Source organism: Candidatus Methanosphaera massiliense, assembly GCF_028890305.1.
Taxonomy (GTDB): Archaea; Methanobacteriota; Methanobacteria; order Methanobacteriales; family Methanobacteriaceae; genus Methanosphaera; species Methanosphaera massiliense.
In genome coordinates, this window is the sequence record NZ_JARBXM010000001.1 from 1,477,259 (window position 1) to 1,499,956 (window position 22,698).

Genomic DNA, 22,698 nt, shown 5'->3' on the forward strand with positions numbered 1-22,698 from the left:
TTTTTTTATATAAAGAATATAATCTATTTTTTCTGTCATGTAATGAAAATTTTAATAATAATTACAATCATTTCATGAAAATAATTATTGCAATTTAGCCAGTATATCTTTCTTACTCATTTTTTTAAAGTATTTAGAATTAGGTTTCCTATTTTCATAGTAGCCATTACATATATAATGAGTTTCTGGAGTTAATATCTCACACCACTTTCTTTTAGAAAGATCATTATTTTTATTTAGATAATATCCAACATCAAACCATGTGTTATTTTGTAAAGCTCTGTATAATCTTATGTTTAATATTATTTCTGATGATTTTCTTGAATTAAATAAGATATATATGTATGGTAGCCAGGAAAATAATTTTTTTCTTGTTAATCCGTTATATTTATAATATTCAAGTGTTGTTTTCATATCATTTAGTTGTTGTTTTTGGTTATTTGCTTGATTATCTGCTAATGATGATGTTAAATTAAATATTTTTCCTCTCTCATATTCTCTAGTCAGATTGAATAATCTAATTTTATTAGATAGGAATGCATCTTCAAACACTTGTTCCCATTTACTTGCAACTGCATTTGATGAGAAGTTTTTTATTATTGATTCTCTAGCATTATCCCCATATTCTTTTGATTTATCTGGATTGTTTATGAAGAATAAAATACTTTCTGCTAATTGTTCCACATTATATTGTTCCACAAGTATTCCATTGACATTATTTATGATTACATCGGAAGGTCCATAATTTATATCATAACTTATCACTGGCACTCCATTAGCCATGGATTCTAGTATAACCATAGGTAAGCCTTCAAAGTGAGATACTAGTATTGTTACTAGAGATGTTTGCATTTGTTTGTTAACATCATCTACATGACCCCTGAATATTACTGTATCTTCTAAACCATATTCTTTTATTAATGTTTGTAGTTTATCCTGTTCCTCTAATTCTTTTTGTTTTAAAGCTCTTCCAAAGATTTCTAGTCTTACATCAGGATTAGTTTCATGTACTATTTTCATTGCTTCAATTGCATCTTCTAAATTTTTTTCAACACTAACTCTTGCAAATATGGATATTTTATTTTTGTCAACTTTGTTAAAATCTCTTTGATTAGGATAATCTTCTATGTTTATAAAGTTTGGAATAGTATATATTTTTTCATAATCAAATTCCTTATTGAAATCTTCTCTTTCCCTGTTTGTTAAGGTCACTAGTGCATCCAAGTCTTCAATATTATCCAGAACTGCTACATTCCTCATTTGTCCGCCATATCTATATGGCTTTTTATATGGATTTGAATAAATATTTCCTATTTTATAAACTAGCTGAGGTGATATTGTCTCTATTGATGGAACAGAACCTGAACAATCATTTATTAAGAATGGTTTAGTATCTACTTGTTTGATATAATCATATAAGAAGTTATTTACAAAATCTTTAAATGAAGTATATGTAGTTTTTGAGTCTAATGTTCTATTAAATAAGTTTATTTTCAGATTTTTGTTTATATCATATTCTACTGAAACAAACTTAAAACCATCACAAGTATAAATATTATTTTCTTTTAGTATACCATTAGAATATATTGTTTCAGTTTTTAGACTATTATTAATATATAATTCACTTTTAAACAGCTTATCTTCTACATTAAGATTATCTCTGATGATAAATTCTTCATTTTTTACATTCTCTTGTAATAATGTTATTTCCTCTGTTGAAAAATTATTTCTATTATAATAGTTATATAACTGTGAATCATCCATATGATTAATTTTCTCTATAATATATCGGTCATCAACATAAATATTATTTTCAAAATCTATATAATCTAAACTTCTATTAGATTCCGTATAGTCCACAGTGTTTTTCTTACTTAAGTATTCAAACATGTTAACAAATTTTACATTATCATTGATGTATCCTAAGTCTCTGAAGTGATTTTCAATCAAATTAACATTTTTATAAGTCTCAGATAAACTTTTATCTATAATGTTAGGATCTATGTTTAATAATGTTACTCTGTATCCATTTTCATCTAACATGTTAGCTCTATTAAATACTGCTTTTGCTAATCCGCCTATGTTCATATCAAAGCCATAGAAGAGAATTAATACATCCTTGTTCTTTGTTATTCTGGTTATATTACTATCATTTAGATACAATGATAATAAATCTGATAATTTAATAGCGTGGTAGTAATCTTTTTGATATACTAATTCAAAGAATAATTCAAATTCTTTCTGTGGTTTTAGGTTATCTGATTTCTGGAATTTTTCATATAATTCTCCAGCATCTGTTAATAATGATAATTTATCCTCAAATCCTAGTTGACATGTACAGAATTGTGTTGTCCAGAAATAGAGGTGTCGTACAGCTATCCATGTGTAACTAGGATTATATTCTTCAAGTAAGTTGTATAATAGTTTATATGATTTAATAAATCCGGATAGTGTATTGAAACTTTTTCGTGATGTTACAGATACATGTTTATTACCAGAGTCAATATTATCACTAGTAATATATTTTACTACAGGTTTATTAATGAATACCGTGTTTTTTGATTTTAGTAGACATTCACCTACAAATACCATGTCCTGTGCAGGTAGAAATTCAGGAAATATAATATTATTTTCTGTTATAAAATCTTTTCTTATTATTTTAGCCCATACTGATGGATTAACTTTCAATAAATCTACTTCTTCATCAATTGTTTTTACTTGTATTATACTATTCTCTAGATTTAAATAATCCCAATTCATGGAACTATATTCATTATTTTCATATTTAACATAGTTTCCAGATACTAAATCTGCATTATAGTTTTTAATAGCATTATATAGTATCTCACATGCATTGGATAAGAACTGATCATCAGGATCTAAAAACATCACATAATCTGATGACGCATTTTTTATTCCAATATTACGTGGCTTTCCAGCATATCCACTATTTTCTTCTAATGATAATGCCAGAACATTATCATATTTAGATGCATAGTCTTGAATTATGTTAAGGCTATTATCTGTGGAACAATCATCAACAAATATAACTTCAATATCCTGGAAATCAATGCTTTGATTATATATAGAATCAAATGCCTTTGAAATAGTGTTTTCCACATTATAAACCGGTGAAATTACTGAGATTTTATACATTTTTACACCCAATCATATAAACTCTTGAATTAATAAAAAGAAACGCTGAGTCTATTATTATATTTAATTTAATTCCCCTATTTTAATAATAGATTAATATTAATAATATATAGTAATTGTAACTTTATAAAATTTAGTTAAATATTTAGTATGAATTATGTATAAAATAATTTAAAAATAGTATCTAAATATAAAACAATAGTAATATATAAAAAAGGAAAGAAAATAAAGGTTAGAACCATGTGATAAAATCATATTTAGGTGTGCATATGATTCCCTGATTTTTTAATCCATAAAATGCCTTAAATGTGTATTCTATACCTTTTTCATCCAATTTTTCCTGGAGGTTTTTCATAGTATTTTGTTCACCAGTTCTATCATAATCATCAAGAATAATTATAAATTCATCATCTAATTTATCAATTAAAGTCAATATATTACTTCTAGGATAACTCTGAAATTCTCCGGAAGGTAAGAATCCTGTAGGACCATCTATGATTACTAAATCTAATTTATTATCAGATAATTTTTCTTCTAAATCTCTGTATCTTGTGTTGGTAGTGTTATTGTATTCGAATTCCTCTACTTCTACATATTTAATTGATATATTTTTACAGAAATCCAGATTTTTAGAGAAGTTTTCAATCCATGTCTTATCCTGATCGATTATTGTTAATTTTGAATGAGTGAATTTATTTGTGTATTGAGTGGTTAATTTTGATGATTGACCTAATCCCAGTTCTAGAATATTTGATGGTTTTACCTCATTTAATATTCTGTATAAGAGGTATAGGAATGAATAATTAGCTGCTCCATTATTTGATGAGAAATTTTCATTATGTAGCCATGATGAATTCTTTATTGTATCATTAAATACTAGTCCATAATTTACTTCCCTAATTCTTCTTAGAATATCATTATATGTCCCTTTATATTGTTCTAGATTGTTTTGTGATTCCTGGATGTTAGAATGAAATATTCTGAATTTAGCTTCTAAATCTTCAACATTTTCATTAATACAATCTAATCTATCATTCAAATCATTTTCTACTAAATTATCCTTAGTAGTCATATCCTGACTAAATTCCTTAAAGTTTCCATCCAGATTAGTAATAGTATCTTTTAAGTCAGAAGTACTTTTATCAATAGATTTAATATCTTGACTAAAATCATTGAAACTATCATTTAAATTATTAATAACCTCTTTTAATTCAGAAGTATTTTTATCAAATGATTCAATACCTTGACTAAATCCCTGGAAGTTATCATTTAAATTAGTAATAGTGTTTTTTAATTCTGAGTTGTTTTTATCAGAGGATTCTGTCATTACTTCTATATCATCTTGTATCAATAGACTGTTCGTTCTGATATTATCCTTTATTTTATTAATATTCTCGGATAATTCATTGTTATTCTGATTAATTATGTTGAAATTATCATTAATCCTGTCACTAAGTGCATTGAGGTCTTCTTTAATGTTTTTATATTGGTTATCTGATTCTTTGAGTTCTTCATTTATTCTATGTAGATTTTTATTTTCTTTTTGTAATGTTTTGATAAGTTTTTTATTATCTGTATTCTGTGAAACTAGTTTCTTATAATTATCTTTGTAAAATTGATAACTATTACTAGATGTAATTATCTTCTCCTTCATGTTGTCTATAAATGACATATCTTAAAACACCTCTATTTAGAAACTTGTCTGTGTTACTTGATGATTATCTCTAGGTCGAATTTATCTAATGAATTCAAGAATTAAATTTTATTCAAGTTTATTATTAAGATCTTCTTTAATTGAAGAACCAGTGGATATGAGTTCTTTTAAATCATTAGACATGTTCAAATGATTGTATTCAATTTTTTTAACTAGTTCTCTGTTGTTATTATTTAAATTATTAAAGTTATTTGAAACATTTCTATTTAGATTATCTATATCATCTTTTATGGATGAATATGATTCATTAACTCTGGTTAAATTAGAATTTATCCTATTTAAATTCTCATTTTCCTTAAATAGATTCTCGTTTTCTCTTTTTAGTACTTGGATTAATGTTTCTTTCTTATGGATTTCCTCATTCAACTTTTCATAGTTTTCTTTGTAAAATTTAAAACTATTACTTGAACTTATAATTTTTAATTTTATTTTACCAAAAAAGGACATAGATTTTACCTCATAACTAAAAAAAATTTTTATATTACTAATATATTTACTTTTTTTCATATTAAATTATTTGCAAATTATCAAAAAACAGCAAGTATTTATTATTAAGTAACAATGAAAAATAATTCTCAAAATAAATAATTAAATATTCAGTAAATAAAAAAATAATAATATACTAAATCAAATAGGGATAAAAGGGAAAAACATGGTTAAGATTTCAGTAATAATGCCAGTATATAATGAAGAACAATACCTTGAAAAAACATGTCAAAGTCTAAAACAACAAACACTGGATGACATAGAACTTATCTGCATAAATGATGGCTCAACAGATAATTCAACAGATATACTAACTAATCTAGCAACTGAATATGATAATATAAGAATCATAAACCAGGAAAATCAGGGTTCAGGAATAGCAAGAAATAAAGGAATAGATGAAGCTAAAGGAGAATACATAGCATTCTTAGATGCTGATGACAAATACATTGACCCCTATAGTTTAAAAAAAATGTATGAATACGGCTATAAAAATAATGCAGACATTATTTGTGGAAATCTGAAACGAATATCAAGTGAAGGCAAATTAGAAGATAACTTTAATTATGTTGAAGGAAACTATGCATACTTCCCAGAATACGATAAATTAACACCACAGGACTATGGAATACCATGGGCATTCTATAAAAATATCTACAGAAAGAAATTTCTAGATGAAAACAATATAAGATTTCCTGATCTTAAACGTGGCCAAGACCCTGTATTTCTTGCAGACGTGCTGACAAAGGCTGATGTAATCTATACTGTGCCTGTATATCTTTATGGTTATAATTATTCAGCTAGTGGTGGAGCAAATAGTAAAGTAAACTCACATGACAAGAAACTAGATTATCTCGAACACTTCAAGGAAACATTTAGAATACTTGAAGATAACGGATTCTACAATATTTCCCAGAAATACAAGGAACGTTTAATATTATACTTGCAATTACAGAATAACAGAACTGATAAAGAACTAATCCAACTAGTGCATGAAGTATTTGAAGATGATGACCCTCAATACTTCAACAATATTGAAGATGAAGTATTGTATCTTCAAATTTATCTGATAAACAATACAAATCCCATAGCTTATAAAACTAGTATTGCTGATGTAAAAGAACAATTATACATGAAGGTAACAACTGATAATGTAAACTATGATATCATGAAGAAATACCTGGAAATCATGGATAAAAACTATGAGGACAATGAAATTATAGTAGAAAAACTTAAAGAAGAAAATGATAATACTAAAAATTCCAGTAGTTGGAAAACAACAGGATTCATAAGGTCTATCGAAAAAATAGCATTCAAGGGAAAAAATAAATGTAAAAGAATGTTGGTGAGCATATGGTAAAAGTATCAGTAGTAATACCAGTATATAATGTAGAAGAATATCTTAGAGAATGTCTTGATACTATTGTAAATCAGACACTGAAAGATATAGAGATAATATGTGTAAATGATGGTTCAACTGATAAATCACTAGATATACTAAAGGAATATGCAGATAAAGATGACCGTATGACTGTTTTATCACAGGAAAATTGTGGTCATGCAGTAGCTACAAATAGGGGAATAGACCTTGCAAAGGGAGAATACCTATTTCTCATGGATTCTGATGACATGCTAAAATTAAATGCATTAGAAGATACTTATAATATTGCACAGCAAAAAAATGTGGACTTTGTACTATTCAGGGCATTAAATTATAATGATAAAGAAGATAAAACCTACAAAGCAGAAAATTATAGTATGAATAGGCTAGCAAGAAAAGTAGGAGATAACATCTTTAACTACAAAGATATTGGTGATTTGATATTTAAAATAACAGTTACGCCATGGAGTAAACTCTACAAAAGAGATTTTATAGAAGAAAATCATGTGAGATTTCCTGAAGGCTTAGTATTTGATGATAATGTATTCTTCTGGAAGGCACTCTTTAGTGCAGAAAGAATATACTTCTACAAGGAATATTTATTTATGAGAAGATGGTATCCAACATCATCAACAACTGCTGGAAATCAGCACTTTATTGATTCAATAGCAATATATAATCTTGTATGGGATGTATTTAAGGAATATGATTTATTTGGTAAATACAAGGTAACACTATATAATAATAAGATGTTTCTAGCATACATGAGATTTTCAAAGATTAAAGAGGAATTTAAAGAAGATTACTATAATACTATGCGTGAGGATTTCATGAAAATATTCAATGACAAAGAATTATACAGGGATATGATGAAAAACATTGAGCCTAAGTATAAAAAAATGTTTGAATTAGTGCTAATATCAGACACATCAGAGGAATTCATATTATCAAAAGAATACTGTCAGATGAAAAATTCACTAAGCTGGAATATAACAAAACCATTACGTAAGATAAATACACTAACAAGAAAAGCTAAAAATAAGCTATAATCCCCCTTTAACATTTTTCTCATCATACTTTTTTTATAATAAAATTACATACAAATTCCAGGATTATTAAAGAAATAACATTTACATAATTAATAAATTATTTCATACAAGAAAAACAGAAATAGTAATAGTAAATAAATTTTTTAAATAATGGTGGATGTATAATCGTGGATTTTGAAATTAAATACAAAGATGCTATGGGTAGAGTAGGTAAGTTTAAAACACCACATGGTACTGTAACTACACCAGCACTCATGCCAGTAGTTCATCCAGGTAAACAAACATTAGATGTGAAGAAATTTGGAGCAGAAATTGTTATCACAAATTCTTACATCATATACAAGAATGAAGAACTTAAAAAGAAGGCACTAGAGGAAGGAGTGCACAGTTTAATTGATTTTCCGGGAACTATAGAAACAGATTCCGGTTCATTCCAATTATCAGTTTATGGTGATATTGACATAACAAATGAAGAAGTAATAAAATTTCAGGAAGCAATAGGAACAGATATAGGAACTTCCCTTGATATTCCGACAGCACCCTATGTAAAACGTGAAGAAGCAGAAGAAGACCTTGAAATAACAATAAAAAGAGCAGAAGAAGCATCACGTGTTAGAAGTAATCTCTTGCTAAATAGTGTAGTTCAGGGATCTACATTTCCTGATTTAAGAGAAAAATGTGCAAAAGAAATAGCACAATATGATGCAGATATTTATCCTATTGGTGCAGTTGTACCCTTAATGGAAATGTACAGGTATGCTGATTTAGTTGATGCAGTAATTTATTCTATGAGAGGATTACCAGAGAATAAACCTAGACATCTTATGGGTGCAGGTCATCCAATGGTATTTGCACTAGCTGTTGCAATGGGATGTGACCTATTCGATAGTGCCGCATACATACTTTATGCTAATAAAGACAGATTCATGATGCCTGAAGGTACACTTAAACTAGAAGATCTTATAGAAATGCCATGTAGCTGCAGAGTTTGTACAGAATATACTGTAGATGAATTAAAACAAATGGATAAAGAAAAAAGAGCTAAACTTATAGCTGAACATAACCTTCATGTTAGCTTTGCAGAAATAAGAAGAATAAGACAAGCTATCGTTGATGGTGAATTAATGAAACTTGTAGAATTACGTTGCAGGTCACACCCATTCCTATTAGATGGTCTTAGAAGATTAAAAGAATACCAGCAGGACATGGAAAAACTTAATCCTAGCAGTAAAAAAACAGCATTCTTCTACACAGGATACGAATCATTATCCAGACCCGAAGTTTCAAAACACATAAAATGTCTTAATAATCTTAAACCAAAGAATAAAAATCTTGTAATACTACCGCATACTCGTAAACCATATAGCAAGTATGTTCATAGAGAATACATTAAAAAGTATACTCCAAAGATTCCAACATTCTACTCTAACAATGATACATATTTAGATTACAGTAATAGTGATGTTGTAGTGGCAGATGTTCCATTCGGAATTATTCCACTTAGTTTAGATGAGTATTATCCATTAGCACAGAACGAATCTCCATCAATACATGATGAGGACTCAAAACAATTTATCAGAAATGCTATTGATGAATATACAACCATATATGATAATATATTAATTCACAGGAAAGTTATGGACAAGTTTGATTTAAAAGGATATAATCTTGTTGAAGAAGAGCTTGAACTACCAGATGCAATTGTATCTGATTTTGATAGATTAAAGGATATTGCTGATTACCAGTTTGGTACTGGTGCTGGAACAGCATTATTTGGTGATAATCCAGATAACATAACTATTGAGAAGAGTCGTAAAACCAAGAAGATTAGACACGTCTTCGAGGATGGTGCTAATATTGTTAACATGAGAGCTAATGATGGATTTCTCATATTATCTGATTTAGGTGCTATCAGATTACATGAATTCTTTGATGCTCCTCATATGCGTGTTGTTGTTACAGAGGATTCAGAGCCATTTGCACTTAAAGGAAAATCAGTATTTAACAAATTCGTCATGGATTGTGATGAAAATATAAGACGAAATGATGAAGTACTGATTGTTAATAAGGATGATAAATTACTAGCATTCGGTAAATCATTATTATCTAGTTATGAGATTAATGATTTTATGAGTGGTCAAGCAATAAAAACACGTAAATGGAAAAATCCCCGTGAATAGAGGTTGATTTATATGGTTAAAGATGAATTAAAAGTAAAACGTATAAAAAATGGTACAGTTATTGATCATATTAAGGCTAATCGTGCTTTGAATATATTAAGCATGCTTAATTTACCTGATGATGAAACTCCTATCATGGTTGCTATTAATGTTGAATCATCACATATGGGTAAGAAGGATATTATTAAGATTGAAGGTCGTGAATTATCACAGGAAGAAGTTGATAAATTAGTACTTCTTGCTCCTCAGGCTACTCTTAATATTATACGTGATTATGAAAATATACGTAAATCTCCTGTTGAACTTAAGGATGAAATTGTTGGCGTTGTGAAATGTAGTAATCCTAATTGTATTACAAATTCTAATGAACCAATAGAAAACAGATTCTATGTACAAAATAAGGAGCCTGTTAAATTAAGATGTTATTATTGTGAGAGAACTATGGATTATGAAGACATAGAATCACAATTCTAGGAGTGTACACTAATATGTCAATAATACATGACATGATACATACCAACACAAATCAAAATGTTGAAGTTATCAATATTACAAGTAATGTAAATGATATTATTAGAAAACATGATATAACAAACGGCATAGTAAACATATCCACCAAACATACAACTTCAAGTATAATGATTAACGAAGATGAAGAAGGTCTGAAAAAAGATTATGTTAAATTCTTAGAAAAAATAGTTCCTAATGATAACTACCTTCATGACAGAATAGATAATAATGCTACTAGCCATTTAAAAGCAATGCTTACAACACCAACACAAACATTACCCATAATTGATGGAAAAATAAGCCTTGGAACATGGCAAAGCATATTCTTTGTAGAATTAGACGGACCAAGAAGTAATAGAACAATAAACATAATGATAATAGGTGATTAAACCTATTCATCTATACTACTTTTCTAAGAGTAAATTATTCAAAAAACAGTTATTGATATTCTTATTTTTAATGTACATTGCCCAGTAATCGTAATTAAATATCATTATTTAATTTAGTTATAATGAAAAAAAACTACTCCAAATTACATAAAAATTAAATATTATCTCTTAAAAAAATATGAATAATAGTAATAAAGGATGTAAAATATGGTTGAAATTTCTGTTATTATTCCTGTTTTCAATAGTGAGGAATTTTTGAATAAATGTTTAGATTCCCTATTAAACCAATCGTTCACAGATATTGAGATTATTTGTGTTGACGATGGATCTACTGACAACTCATTAAAAATTTTAAAATCATATGCCAATAAAGATGATAGAGTAAGAGTTTTCACACAAGAGAATAATGGTGCTGGTGCTGCCCGTAATTTAGGATTAAAATATGTTAATGGTAAATATATTTTATTTGTAGATTCTGATGATTGGTTTGAAGAAGATGGGTTTAAATCACTTTATGATAAAGCTGAACAGCTTAATGTTGACCTACTTTTATTTGATTCTATCGAATATAAAACAAATAATCAAGTTGCAGAAAGAAGATTTTTTAATAAAAATGAAGATGATTTTAGTAATTTAGTATTTGATTATCATTACAAAAATAATAAATTAGTAATGAATAGTTTTTTTGTTCCATGGACTAAACTGTATAGAACAAAATTCTTATTAGACAAGAATATTAAATTTTCAGAAATACCTATTTTTAATGATATGTATTTTAACGTTGCTGTCACTATTTTAGCTTCAAAAATTGCATATTATCCTAAAATTCTATACCATTACAATAAAATAAATGAATCATCTATACAGGCAAAAATTAAATCAAATAGAAAAGCTCTTATTATTGTAGATGTTTATAAAAGTATTGAGAATTTTTTAAGAAAAAACAATTTTTATGAAGAATTAGAACTTGATTATTTGTCTTCTAAAATTGCAGAGTATCGTAGTATTTTAAATAGAGTTCATAAAGATTGTAAAGAAATATTATTTAATAAAATAAAAGAAGATTTTATGAATTTAAACTTATCTAACGAAGCTATCTTTAAAAAATTATATTTGAAAAGATATTCCTTTTATATTCGTGTGCTAAATTCTAATTCTTTTGAGGAATTGGATAAATTTAATAAAGTTAATTTATTAGATAATATTGAAACAGATATAACACATCAAAATGTTTTATATGCTAGTTATGTTGATGCTGATTATGTTAAATCTTTTGAAAAAATAAAAGATGATATTGATAAGTTAGAATTATTTGATAAAGACTATTATGTTAATAACTACGACTATAATGGTGATATAGACCCTCTTATTGATTACTTGTGTGATGGAGTTTATAAGGGATATAATCCATCACAAAGATTTAATACTGAATTTTATTCAGAGGAATATAATATAACCTCTAATCCACTAGTATATTTTGTTAATAAGGGCTATTATGAAGGAAAAATAAAAGTAAATCCCACAGTTAATAATATCAAATCAATTAATAGATTAAAATTAGATGATGAAATTTCTAATTTTAAAGAGGTAGGTGTTAATAATAATATTGAAGGCCGTGAAGAAATTATTGTTTCATTAACCTCTTTTCCAGAACGTATGCATGATATTAAATACTGCATATATTCTCTGCTCACTCAATCTTTTAAACCCGACAAAGTAATTTTATGGTTAGCTTATGATGAATTTCCAAATAAAGAAGAGGATATTCCACAATCCGTTTTAAATTTAAAAGAAAATGGTTTGACAATTAAATGGTGTGAAAATTATCGTTCATATAAAAAATTAATACCTACATTAAAAGAATACCCTAATTCATGTATAGTTACAGCGGATGATGATTTATATTATCCTAAAGATTGGTTACAGAATTTATATGAAGACCATATTAATTATCCAAATAATATTATATCAACAAGATGTAGAGAGGTTCAATTAGACGATTATAATAATTTTAAAAAATATAATCAATGGAAAGTAGCTACTGCTGGTACTGATAGTTCCTTTTTAAACTTTCCTACAAATGGTGCTGGAACGTTATTTCCACCACATTCATTAAATGAAAAAGTAACCGATGATAAATTATTTAGAAAACTATGTCCAAATACTGATGATATATGGTTTTGGACAATGGCTGTTCTAAATAAAACAAAAATAAAAAAATGTAAAAAATTAATACCATATTGCACATATATTAATCCTTATCGAGAAATATACTCAGAAAACATATTATGGCGTGAAAACAGTAAAGGACGTAATGACACCGAATTAAACAATGTTTTAAAAGAATTTCCAGATATTGAAGAAATAATGATAACTGATAAACCATAGGAATGGATAAAATGTTAAATTATGAAAATAACGTAATAGATAAAGAAAAAGATAATGAAAAAATAATCTTTGAAAATAAAGAATATATTTTAACATTAGAAGCATCTTTATACAAAAGATCACAGGAATACGATACATTATATGGTATTTACAATAGAACAAAAGATAATTACAATAAATTATTAAATAATTATGATAAATTAGCTAATAATTATGATAAAATATCCAGTAACTATGATAATATATCTGATAAATATGAACAATTAGCTAACAATTATGATAGAATATTTAATGATTATAATCAACTAACTGATAAATATGAAAAAAAATCCGCAGAATATACTCATTTATCCAATGACCACGAAAAAATAATGAATAATTATAACCAATTAAATGATAAATATGATAAAATATCCCTAGATTATAGTCAGTTATCTAACAAATATAATGAAAAAATAGATGATTACACACAATTATCTGAAAAATATGATAAAATATCCCTAGATTATAGTCAATTATCTAACAAATATAATGAAAAAATAGATGATTACACACAATTATCCGGTAAATATGATAAAGTAGTTAGAGATTTAAAAGTGGTTATAAATTCAAAAAGTTGGAAAATTACAAAACCTTTTAGAGATTTTATGAACTTCTTTAGAAAAAGAAAGACCAATAAAAACTAATTATGGAATTTCATATTTATAGTTATTCATTTTATATTTTTTTATTTAAATACAGTATTATCCTTAGTAAACCATTATTTTTTTCACTGTAATAGTTAAATTACTAATATACAAATATGAAAAAAATGCAAAAATAAATAGTATTTCATAAAGATATACTAAGTACTAAATGATAAAGATGAAAAAATATGGTTAAAATTTCTGTTATTATTCCTATTTTTAATACAAGGAAATTTTTGAATAAATGTTTAGATTCCCTATTAAACCAATCTCTCACAGATATTGAGATTATTTGTGTTGACGATGGGTCTACTGATAACTCATTAAAAATCTTAAAATCATATGCCAATAAAGATGATAGAGTAAAAGTTTTAACACGAGAGAATAATGGTGCTGGTGCTGCCCGTAATTTAGGATTAAAATATGTTAATGGTAAATATATTTTATTTGTAGATTCTGATGATTGGTTTGAAGAAGATGGGTTAAAATTGCTTTATGATAAAGCTGAACAGCTTAATGTTGACCTACTTTTATTTGATTCAATTGAACATAAAATAAATAATCAAGTTACAGAAAGAAAATATTTTAATAAAAATGAAGATGATTTTAGTAATTTAGTATTTGATTATCATTATAAAAATAATAAATTAGTAATGAATAGTTTTTTTGTTCCATGGACTAAACTGTATAAAACAAAATTCTTATTAGACAAGAATATTAAATTTTCAGAAATACCTATTTTTGAGGATATGTTTTTTAACGTTGCTGTCACTACTTTAGCTTCAAAAATTGCATATTATCCCAAAATTCTATATCATTACAACAGATTAAATTCATCCTCAATAACATCAGATATTAAATATGGTGCAAAAGCTCTTATTATTACAGGGGTTTATAAAAATATTGAGAATTTTCTAAGAAAAAACAATTTTTATGAAGAATTAGAACCTAACTATATATTATCTAAAATTAAGGAGTATATTAATGTTTTAAACAGAATTCATGAAGATTACAAAGAAATATTATTTAATAAAATTAAAGAAGATTTCATAAATTTAAACTTATTTAACAAAGATATCTTTAAAAATCTATATTTAATAGGATACTCCTTTTATATCCATGTACTAAATTCCAATTCATATAAAGAACTGAATAAATTTAATTCATTAAAAGCTATTGAATCAGATATAACGCTGAAAAATGTTTTACATCCAAATTATGTTGATGCTGATTATGTTAAATCTTTTGAAAAAACAAAAGATGATATTGATAAGTTAGAATTATTTGATAAAGAATATTATATCAATACTTATAATTATGATGGTCTTTTAGACCCTCTAATTGATTATTTATGTGATGGAGTTTATAAGGGATATAATCCATCACAAAGATTTAATACTGAATTTTATTCAGAAGAATATAATATAACCTCTAATCCATTAGTATATTTTGTTAATAAGGGCTATTATGAAGGAAAAATAAAAGTAAATCCCACAGTTAATAATATCAAATCAATTAATAGATTAAAATTAGATGATGAAATTTCTAATTTTAAAGAAACAGGTATTAGTAATAATAATAGTATGGATGAAGATATTATTCTTTCATTAACATCTTTTCCGGAACGTATGGATGATGTTAAATACTGTTTATATTCTTTGCTTAATCAATCTTTTAAACCAAACAAAGTAATTTTATGGTTAGCTTATGATGAATTTCCAAATAAAGAAGAGGATATTCCACAATCCGTTTTAAATTTAAAAGAAAATGGTTTGACAATTAAATGGTGTGAAAATTATCGTTCATATAAAAAATTAATACCTACATTAAAAGAATACCCTAATTCATGTATAGTTACAGCGGATGATGATTTATATTATCCTAAAGATTGGTTACAGAATTTATATGAAGACCATATTAATTATCCAAATAATATTATATCAACAAGATGTAGAGAGGTTCAATTAGACGATTATAATAATTTTAAAAAATATAATCAATGGAAAGTAGCTACTGCTGGTACTGATAGTTCCTTTTTAAACTTTCCTACAAATGGTGCTGGAACGTTATTTCCACCACATTCATTAAATGAAAAAGTAACCGATGATAAATTATTTAGAAAACTATGTCCAAATACTGATGATATATGGTTTTGGACAATGGCTGTTCTAAATAAAACAAAAATAAAAAAAATGTAAAAAATTAATACCATATTGTACATATATTAATCCTTATCGAGAAATATACTCAAAAAATATATTATGGCATGAAAATAGTAAAGGACGTAACGATACCGAGTTAAATAATGTTTTAAAAGAATTTCCAAATGTTAAAGAAATAGTAATAAATGATAATTATAGAAATGAATAAAATGTTAAATTACGAAAATAACATAATATTTAAATAAAAATATAATGAAAAGACAGTTGACTATATTCATTAGATATTGTACTGATTCTATTTAACTGAACAATATTCTTGGATTGAAAAAGTACTGTAATATATTATTATCTTAATATTATTTATTTATAATAATTCATACAAATTTCAAGTTTTAATTTGTATAAAAAAAAGAGTTATTTAAAAAAAAGTATGAAATTAATTAAATAATTTCAATTAGTGCTTATAAGAATTTCAAGAATATACTTAATCCGAAATTGAAGAAAAAATAATAATTTATAGTTTAAGTATTTTTATTAATTTACGTAGGGGATACGTTATTTTCCAACTTTTTGAATTATATACATCTTTTTTAAATTGAAGTAATTCTTGATTTTTTTCCATGACTTTATTGTATTTTTCTTCATTTGTTTTTAAAGCTTTTTGTTTTTCGTCGATAGTTTTCATAGCTTTCTTATATTTTTCCTCTTGAGCTTTTATTGTTTTTTGATATTCATCGTTTAACTGTATAACTTTTTGATATTTACTTATTTCATCGTATTCTATGAATTCCACATTTTTCAGAAATTTTATTAATTCATTATTCGTTATACATAAATGATTTTTATTTTTTCCATCTAGTCTAATTTTAATTTTATTTCTATTATTATTAGCTTTGTAAGGAAGAGTATCTAATTCTTCAAAAAATGGAAGAAAACTTACTTTGAAATCATGTTCATAAGTACAGTCAAGAATAAGATAAGCATTAGGGATATACTGTTCCTTTTTCATCAATTCAATTATGTCAAAACGATATTTGTATTTTTCAAATTCTTCATCAGACAAACCATTATAAAGATAAGATCTTATAGCAGGATACTGTTTATATGCATTACTTTGAAGAATTTCAGCAATACAAATAGAATTTTTCAGTAATATTGAAAGCATAAATGATATAGAACCACCCATAGAACTTCCATGAAATATAATATTATTATAACGATTACTGTCATTATAATCGAAGATATTATTAGCTATTGTTTTTATTATGTCTGCAGTTTTCTTTAAATGCCAGTCTTCAGGAGTTCCGACTAACCAGGATCCCCTTATTTCAGGATTAACATAGCGTCCTGTATCATTTATACAAATAGATGATTCTTCCCATTCCCACATTCTATTATAATATGGTTTTCCTTTGAACTCATTTACTTGTTCTCTTGTTACTGCTCCTGGTGATAGAACTAATAATTTATCTGATTTTTTTAAACGACAGAAAAATTCATATTTTAAATTATTAAGGTTAACAATTAGATTAAATGGTTCTCCGTTAATTGGAAAATTAAAATTAGACAAAGAATCCAAGTCATTGAATTCATATGTTTTATATTTCAAAAGATTTTTCTCTTTATTATTTTCCATATAAAATCCCTTTTATTATATAATTAGTAATTATAAGTAAAATTTATTATCTATACTTTGTTTATATTTGATATTTTTTACTTTTATTATTTATTCTATAAATAATTTTTATTTTAATTTATTTAATATATGTTTTATAAATAATAGCTTTGTATATGCCTTTTTCAAGTGTTTTAATACATATGATAAAAAGTAAAGATAATTTTTCGTTCTATAAGTTATTATAATGTTGATAGAGGTTTTATAAATACTATTTAGTACTAACCAATCATTAAAAAAAAGAGTGTAAATAGAAAAGTTATTTTATTATAGTATTTTTAGTCATCGAATAGATTTTTTGATATTTTTATTAGTTCTGCATCTTGTTTTAATAGATTTTTTTCTGTTACGTTTTTTGTGCATTCTTTTTTCTGTGAACTGTATTCTTGTGCAAATGATATGCTCATAAAGTCTATGCCTTTAAAGTCTAGTATTATATCATTATCACTTATTTTGTTTATTTCCTTAAATAATTCTATTGCTGCTACGTCGGCTGATAGCATTCGTGGTAGTATATCTATTACTTTAATCTCTTCAGTCATATTATTCACCAAAATGTTCTTCTACTATTTTTAATTTTTCAGGAATATTTATTGATTGAGGACATGATTCTATGCATTTTCCGCATCCTACACAGTTATGGGCTTTTTTGTCTTCATGCATATGAAATCTGTATTGTACTGAGTTTATTGTTTCATCTCCTAGCATGTCCATGTTGTATTCTCTAAAACACTTAGGTATATTTACGCCAAATGGGCAGGGCATACAATAGTTACAGGCTGTACATGGAATACTTATTAGTTTATCGTATTCTTCTTTTACATCTATTAGCACTTGTTTATCTTCATTGTCTAGCATGCCTATTTCTGCATTATCTACTAATGCTATGTTTTCTTTTACTTGGTTTAGGTTACTCATACCACTTAGTACACAGTCTATTTCTGGTTTGTTCCATAGATAGTTAAATGCCCATTCTATTGGTTTATAGTTTCTCTTGGATTTGTGGAATATTTCCTGAACTGGTTTAGGCTGATTATTTGCTAGTTTTCCACCCCGGAGTGGTTCCATAATCATTGTGCCTATGCCTTTATTGTCAAGTGTTTTTATTCCTTGCAGTCCTGTATTATCATTTTCATCCAGATAATTTAGTTGGGTTAGTGTGCATTCCCATTTGTCATAATCATCTAGTATTTGATTTAATAATTCATTAGATCCATGTGTTGAGAAACATGCATGTTTTATTCTGCCATCACTTAGGGCTCTGTCTACAAATTCGTATAATCCTCCTTCTTTAATATTATCATAGAATGAGTCTTTTATGGAGTGTACGAAAAATAGTTCTATCTGATCTGTTTTTAATCGTTTTAATTGTTCATCTAATGTTTTATCAAAGTATTCCCAGCTTTTTATTTCCCATGATGGCATTTTGGTTGAAACGTGTACTTTATCATAGAATCCTGAGCTTAATATATCACCAAGTATTGATTCACTTACACCTGGTTTTGATCTGTCAGTTGTATGATAAACCCATGCTGTGTCAAACATGTTTACTCCATGTTTAACTGCATACTCTATCATTTGTTCTGTTTGTTTTATATCGACGTGTTCAGGATTTTCATCTAATAAGGGTAACCTCATAGCACCGAATCCTAGAATTGATGCTGATATACCTGTTTTTCCAAGTGTTCTATATTTCATAAATATTATATTTGATATTAATATACTAAATATTTAATGATTTATTGTTATAAATTTTTCGATAATATGAAATAAATACACACTTTTTTTAAACATTATTACATTTAGGATATAGTCCCTATAAGATTTATAAGAAAAAAAGGTATATATAGAAATGAAATATATAATATATGATAATCTGAGGTGAAATAATATGACAGAATTACCATTAGCACCCCTAAAAAGAATTCTTAAAAATGCAGGTGCTACACGAATTAGTGACGAGGCAGTAGAAGAACTAGCAAAAGTATTAGAACAATTAGGGAAGATGTCGGCGGTGAAGCAGTTAAATATGCAAAACATGCAAATAGAAAAACTGTTAAGGCAAACGACATTAAATTTGTAATTGATAATAAATAATTTCACATAGAATAACTATATCTTTTTCTAAGATAATCTAATAAAAACATATAATTATTTCCCAATATCCACGACATGTATTGGGAATAAAATTACTCTTTTTTATAATGAAAAATTATCCAACATAAATACAAACTAATTAAACTAAAAAGAATCTTCTAAATAAATAAGGAGTTATCCATTTTGTCAGGAAAATCACAAACTACACACGGGAAAATAACAGATAACATATTTAAATTCACGATATTCATTAAAATATCCTGTGATATCTACTTAGATAATACAATTACATCAATAATTAACCAAACAATGGACTTCAAAAACAATATCCAAGTAATATTATTAATTGATACCTATAAAACTCCCATAAATATAGATGAACATATTAGAAGATATCCTGAAAATATCACTGTTATTCACCTCAAGGACTCAGCTAATTATATAACTAATAAATCAGAATTAATAAAGGGAAAATACGTCTCATTAATTAACTGTGGAGATTATATAACAAGCACCACACTAGAGAATACTTATAACTATCTGGAAGAATACTTCGATGAAATAGATTTAGTATCAATACCCGTATACACGACTGATAAACACGTTCCTGATAACTTAAACTATAAATTCAGTACTAGTAATGTTATTAACCTTGTAAATAAGCCTAACAATCCATTAACCTATATTAAATCTACATTTATCAAAAAAGATGTGCTATTAAGTGTATACTCAGAGAATAATCATGAACAACTACCAGGTTCTACAGTAATTAATCAAATAATATTAAAACGATTGAAGTATGGTGTTCTAAGCACTGATAAATACTATGCAAATACAATTAATAACCCGCACGTTGAGAATATACTAGATTACATGGATAATTATCTTATTAAACTATTAAACATAGTCCGTGATAATAAGAATAGTTTTCCATACATATCCTATCTAATAACATATGAATTACAGAACATAATCAGAATACACACACTTGACATGTTAAATAATAAAGAAAAAAAGCTGTTCTGGAATAAGCTAGAATATCTTTTAAGCTTTATAAATGAGCAATATATTATAAACAATCCTAATATTACAAGTGAAAATAAAACATTTCTGTTATACCTCATAAACAAGGATGAAAACACAATCATCACAACTAGCAGTAATGATGCAGTCATTAAAATTAAGGATTATGACATAGACAGGTTAAGTAATAACAAGATTATAATAGACATTGCAGAGATAAAGGATGACGTGCTTGATATTGAAGGCTGCTATTCATCAAGTTTTAACAACCAGCGAATAGATGTAAAGCTCATCGTCAATACAAAGAGTGACAGTCATGAGTATAATCCTGAATACATTACATATGATAGTCCTGAACGTAGTAATATACAGCATATCTCGATAACATGGAAATATATCAAAAACTTTGTATTTAAAATTCCATTAGAAAAAAATGTTAATGCTACATATACCTTGGAAATTGTGTTAAAACATGGGGGAGAAAGAATTGTATATAAACCTCTTATAAGCTTTGGTGGATCAGCATCAATATCCATGTCTACACCATACCATGTAAGAGATGATAAAATATTATCATTCAAGGATAACAAGTTACAGGTAGAAAAATATTCATTCCATAAAATGATTAAATATGAAGCTAAATCATTGATGAAGATATTACATGAAAAAAAGAAAGGATACATGCATGCATTGAAATTACACCTACTGTACCTGATTCTTTATCCATACATGAATAATAAGAAAATATGGTTATTCATGGATAGATCAGACTCTGCTGATGATAATGCAAAATACCTATTTGAGTACTGTAACAGTGCAGAAGATAATATCAGTAAATACTTTGTAATCAGCAATGAATGCAGAGATTATACCAAATTAAATGATAAATATGATAATATAATATGTTTTCAGTCATTAAAACATGAATTATTATACTTGTTTGCCAAGAAAAATATTAGTTCATATGTGAATGATTTTCATACAAATCCATTCTATGATAAGAATAACCAGTTATACAGGGGAATAGCCAGACCGGATAAGATATTCTTACAGCATGGCGTTACTAAGGATAATCTATCAGAATACACTAATAAATATAAGAAAAATGTATCACTGTTAACAACAGTATCCACATTAGAACGTGACGCATTCCTAAGGGAAAACTATAATTATGATGAAAATGTAGTGCAAGTGCTAGGATTTCCTAGATATGACTCACTTACAAGTCAGCCTGAGAAAATAGTTCTATTTGCACCCACATGGAGAAATAATATTAACAGTGCCGAGAAATTCATTAACTCCGGTTATTATGAGATGATACAGGAGGTCTTATCTAGTAAACAGTTAGAGAATACTATCAAGGAAACTGGTTATAGGTTAGTGTTTAAAGCTCATCCACTACTAGAGGAGTATGTTGACCTGCTAAATATACCTGATTATATAATCGTTTCCAGGAATGAATCATATCAGGAATTATTCATGAAAAGTTCTCTGTTAATCACTGATTATTCCTCTGTCTTCTTTGATTTTGCATACCTTAAAAAGCCTGTTATATATTACCATCCGATAAAGGATTATCATTACAGGGGAGGTTATTATAACTATGATACTATGGGCTTTGGAGAAGTATGTGTAACAGAGAATAAGTTAATAAGTATAATAGAAAAGTATCTTAGTAATGATTGTATTATGGAGGATGAATATAAATCTAGAGTAGATGCATTCTTCAAGTATCATGATTCCAGTAATTGTATGAGAGTCTACAAATGGCTCTTAAAACATTGAAAAAAAATAAGTATTGA

15 protein-coding genes and 1 pseudogene are annotated in these 22,698 nt (G+C 26.5%); 10 read left to right on the forward strand and 6 right to left on the reverse strand.

From position 1 onward, the window contains the following. Positions 1–84: 84 nt before the first annotated feature. The 3 genes from OTK55_RS07075 to OTK55_RS07085 form a co-directional block, all read right to left on the reverse strand. On the reverse strand, positions 85–3,156 hold the full coding sequence (locus OTK55_RS07075) for a glycosyltransferase (RefSeq protein WP_274871471.1): 3,072 nt from the start codon (positions 3,154–3,156) through the stop codon (positions 85–87). A 232-nt stretch (positions 3,157–3,388) separates the two neighbouring features. After that, positions 3,389–4,828 carry a coiled-coil domain-containing protein gene (locus OTK55_RS07080; RefSeq protein WP_274871473.1) on the reverse strand — a complete coding sequence of 480 codons (1,440 nt, stop codon included), beginning with the start codon at positions 4,826–4,828 and terminating at the stop codon, positions 3,389–3,391. 90 nt (positions 4,829–4,918) lie between these two features. Further along, complete coding sequence (locus tag OTK55_RS07085; RefSeq protein WP_274871474.1) at positions 4,919–5,317, reverse strand: hypothetical protein; 399 nt, start codon at positions 5,315–5,317, stop codon at positions 4,919–4,921. A gap of 205 nt (positions 5,318–5,522) precedes the next feature. On the opposite strand from OTK55_RS07085, the gene OTK55_RS07090 reads away from it, so the two are divergent. The 8 genes from OTK55_RS07090 to OTK55_RS07125 all read left to right on the forward strand — a co-directional run bounded on the left by OTK55_RS07090 (position 5,523) and on the right by OTK55_RS07125 (position 16,137). Next, positions 5,523–6,716, forward strand: a complete 1,194-nt coding sequence (locus OTK55_RS07090) for a glycosyltransferase (protein WP_274871475.1) — start codon at positions 5,523–5,525, stop codon at positions 6,714–6,716. Continuing rightward, complete coding sequence (locus tag OTK55_RS07095; protein WP_274871476.1) at positions 6,710–7,786, forward strand: glycosyltransferase family 2 protein; 1,077 nt, start codon at positions 6,710–6,712, stop codon at positions 7,784–7,786. The genes OTK55_RS07090 and OTK55_RS07095 overlap by 7 nt, the downstream gene beginning before the upstream one ends. A gap of 167 nt (positions 7,787–7,953) precedes the next feature. Further along, positions 7,954–9,966 (forward strand): tRNA guanosine(15) transglycosylase TgtA, encoded by a 2,013-nt coding sequence (gene tgtA, locus OTK55_RS07100; protein WP_274871478.1) that lies wholly within the window; start codon positions 7,954–7,956, stop codon positions 9,964–9,966. A 12-nt stretch (positions 9,967–9,978) separates the two neighbouring features. Continuing rightward, positions 9,979–10,440 (forward strand): aspartate carbamoyltransferase regulatory subunit, encoded by a 462-nt coding sequence (gene pyrI, locus OTK55_RS07105; protein ID WP_274871479.1) that lies wholly within the window; start codon positions 9,979–9,981, stop codon positions 10,438–10,440. 14 nt (positions 10,441–10,454) lie between these two features. Beyond that, complete coding sequence (locus OTK55_RS07110) at positions 10,455–10,865, forward strand: secondary thiamine-phosphate synthase enzyme YjbQ (protein ID WP_274871480.1); 411 nt, start codon at positions 10,455–10,457, stop codon at positions 10,863–10,865. 207 nt (positions 10,866–11,072) lie between these two features. Further along, positions 11,073–13,253, forward strand: a complete 2,181-nt coding sequence (locus tag OTK55_RS07115) for a glycosyltransferase family 2 protein (RefSeq protein WP_274871481.1) — start codon at positions 11,073–11,075, stop codon at positions 13,251–13,253. Positions 13,254–13,264: 11 nt separating this feature from the next. After that, positions 13,265–13,939, forward strand: a complete 675-nt coding sequence (locus tag OTK55_RS07120) for a hypothetical protein (RefSeq protein WP_274871483.1) — start codon at positions 13,265–13,267, stop codon at positions 13,937–13,939. Between the two features lie 188 nt (positions 13,940–14,127). Next, positions 14,128–16,137, forward strand: coding sequence for a glycosyltransferase family 2 protein (locus OTK55_RS07125; protein ID WP_274871484.1), 2,010 nt, complete (start codon positions 14,128–14,130; stop codon positions 16,135–16,137). Positions 16,138–16,615: 478 nt separating this feature from the next. Here the strand turns inward: OTK55_RS07125 and OTK55_RS07130 are convergent, their stop codons facing one another. The 3 genes from OTK55_RS07130 to OTK55_RS07140 form a co-directional block, all read right to left on the reverse strand. Continuing rightward, complete coding sequence (locus OTK55_RS07130) at positions 16,616–17,737, reverse strand: hypothetical protein (RefSeq protein WP_274871485.1); 1,122 nt, start codon at positions 17,735–17,737, stop codon at positions 16,616–16,618. Positions 17,738–18,054: 317 nt separating this feature from the next. Further along, positions 18,055–18,318, reverse strand: coding sequence for a hypothetical protein (locus OTK55_RS07135; RefSeq protein WP_274871486.1), 264 nt, complete (start codon positions 18,316–18,318; stop codon positions 18,055–18,057). A gap of 1 nt (position 18,319) precedes the next feature. Then, a complete protein-coding gene (locus OTK55_RS07140) occupies positions 18,320–19,474 on the reverse strand; it encodes an aldo/keto reductase (protein WP_274871487.1) in 1,155 nt (384 codons plus the stop codon). Positions 19,475–19,667: 193 nt separating this feature from the next. Between OTK55_RS07140 and OTK55_RS07145 the strand changes: the two are divergent. Next, positions 19,668–19,873: pseudogene (locus OTK55_RS07145) on the forward strand (histone family protein). 183 nt (positions 19,874–20,056) lie between these two features. Then, a complete protein-coding gene (locus OTK55_RS07150) occupies positions 20,057–22,681 on the forward strand; it encodes a CDP-glycerol glycerophosphotransferase family protein (RefSeq protein WP_274871488.1) in 2,625 nt (874 codons plus the stop codon). The last annotated feature ends 17 nt before the right edge of the window (positions 22,682–22,698 follow it).

Bases quoted from the DNA above. Each gene is read 5' to 3' on its own strand.
- OTK55_RS07090 (WP_274871475.1), top strand. From the start codon at position 5,523: ATGGTTAAGATTTCAGTAATAATGCCAGTATATAATGAAGAACAATAC.
- OTK55_RS07110 (WP_274871480.1), top strand. From the start codon at position 10,455: ATGTCAATAATACATGACATGATACATACCAACACAAATCAAAATGTT.
- OTK55_RS07085 (WP_274871474.1), bottom strand. From the start codon at position 5,317: ATGTCCTTTTTTGGTAAAATAAAATTAAAAATTATAAGTTCAAGTAAT.
- OTK55_RS07115 (WP_274871481.1), top strand. From the start codon at position 11,073: ATGGTTGAAATTTCTGTTATTATTCCTGTTTTCAATAGTGAGGAATTT.
- pyrI (WP_274871479.1), top strand. From the start codon at position 9,979: ATGGTTAAAGATGAATTAAAAGTAAAACGTATAAAAAATGGTACAGTT.
- OTK55_RS07080 (WP_274871473.1), bottom strand. From the start codon at position 4,828: ATGTCATTTATAGACAACATGAAGGAGAAGATAATTACATCTAGTAAT.
- OTK55_RS07135 (WP_274871486.1), bottom strand. From the start codon at position 18,318: ATGACTGAAGAGATTAAAGTAATAGATATACTACCACGAATGCTATCA.
- OTK55_RS07130 (WP_274871485.1), bottom strand. From the start codon at position 17,737: ATGGAAAATAATAAAGAGAAAAATCTTTTGAAATATAAAACATATGAA.
- OTK55_RS07120 (WP_274871483.1), top strand. From the start codon at position 13,265: ATGTTAAATTATGAAAATAACGTAATAGATAAAGAAAAAGATAATGAA.
- OTK55_RS07075 (WP_274871471.1), bottom strand. From the start codon at position 3,156: ATGTATAAAATCTCAGTAATTTCACCGGTTTATAATGTGGAAAACACT.
- OTK55_RS07125 (WP_274871484.1), top strand. From the start codon at position 14,128: ATGGTTAAAATTTCTGTTATTATTCCTATTTTTAATACAAGGAAATTT.
- OTK55_RS07095 (WP_274871476.1), top strand. From the start codon at position 6,710: ATGGTAAAAGTATCAGTAGTAATACCAGTATATAATGTAGAAGAATAT.
- OTK55_RS07140 (WP_274871487.1), bottom strand. From the start codon at position 19,474: ATGAAATATAGAACACTTGGAAAAACAGGTATATCAGCATCAATTCTA.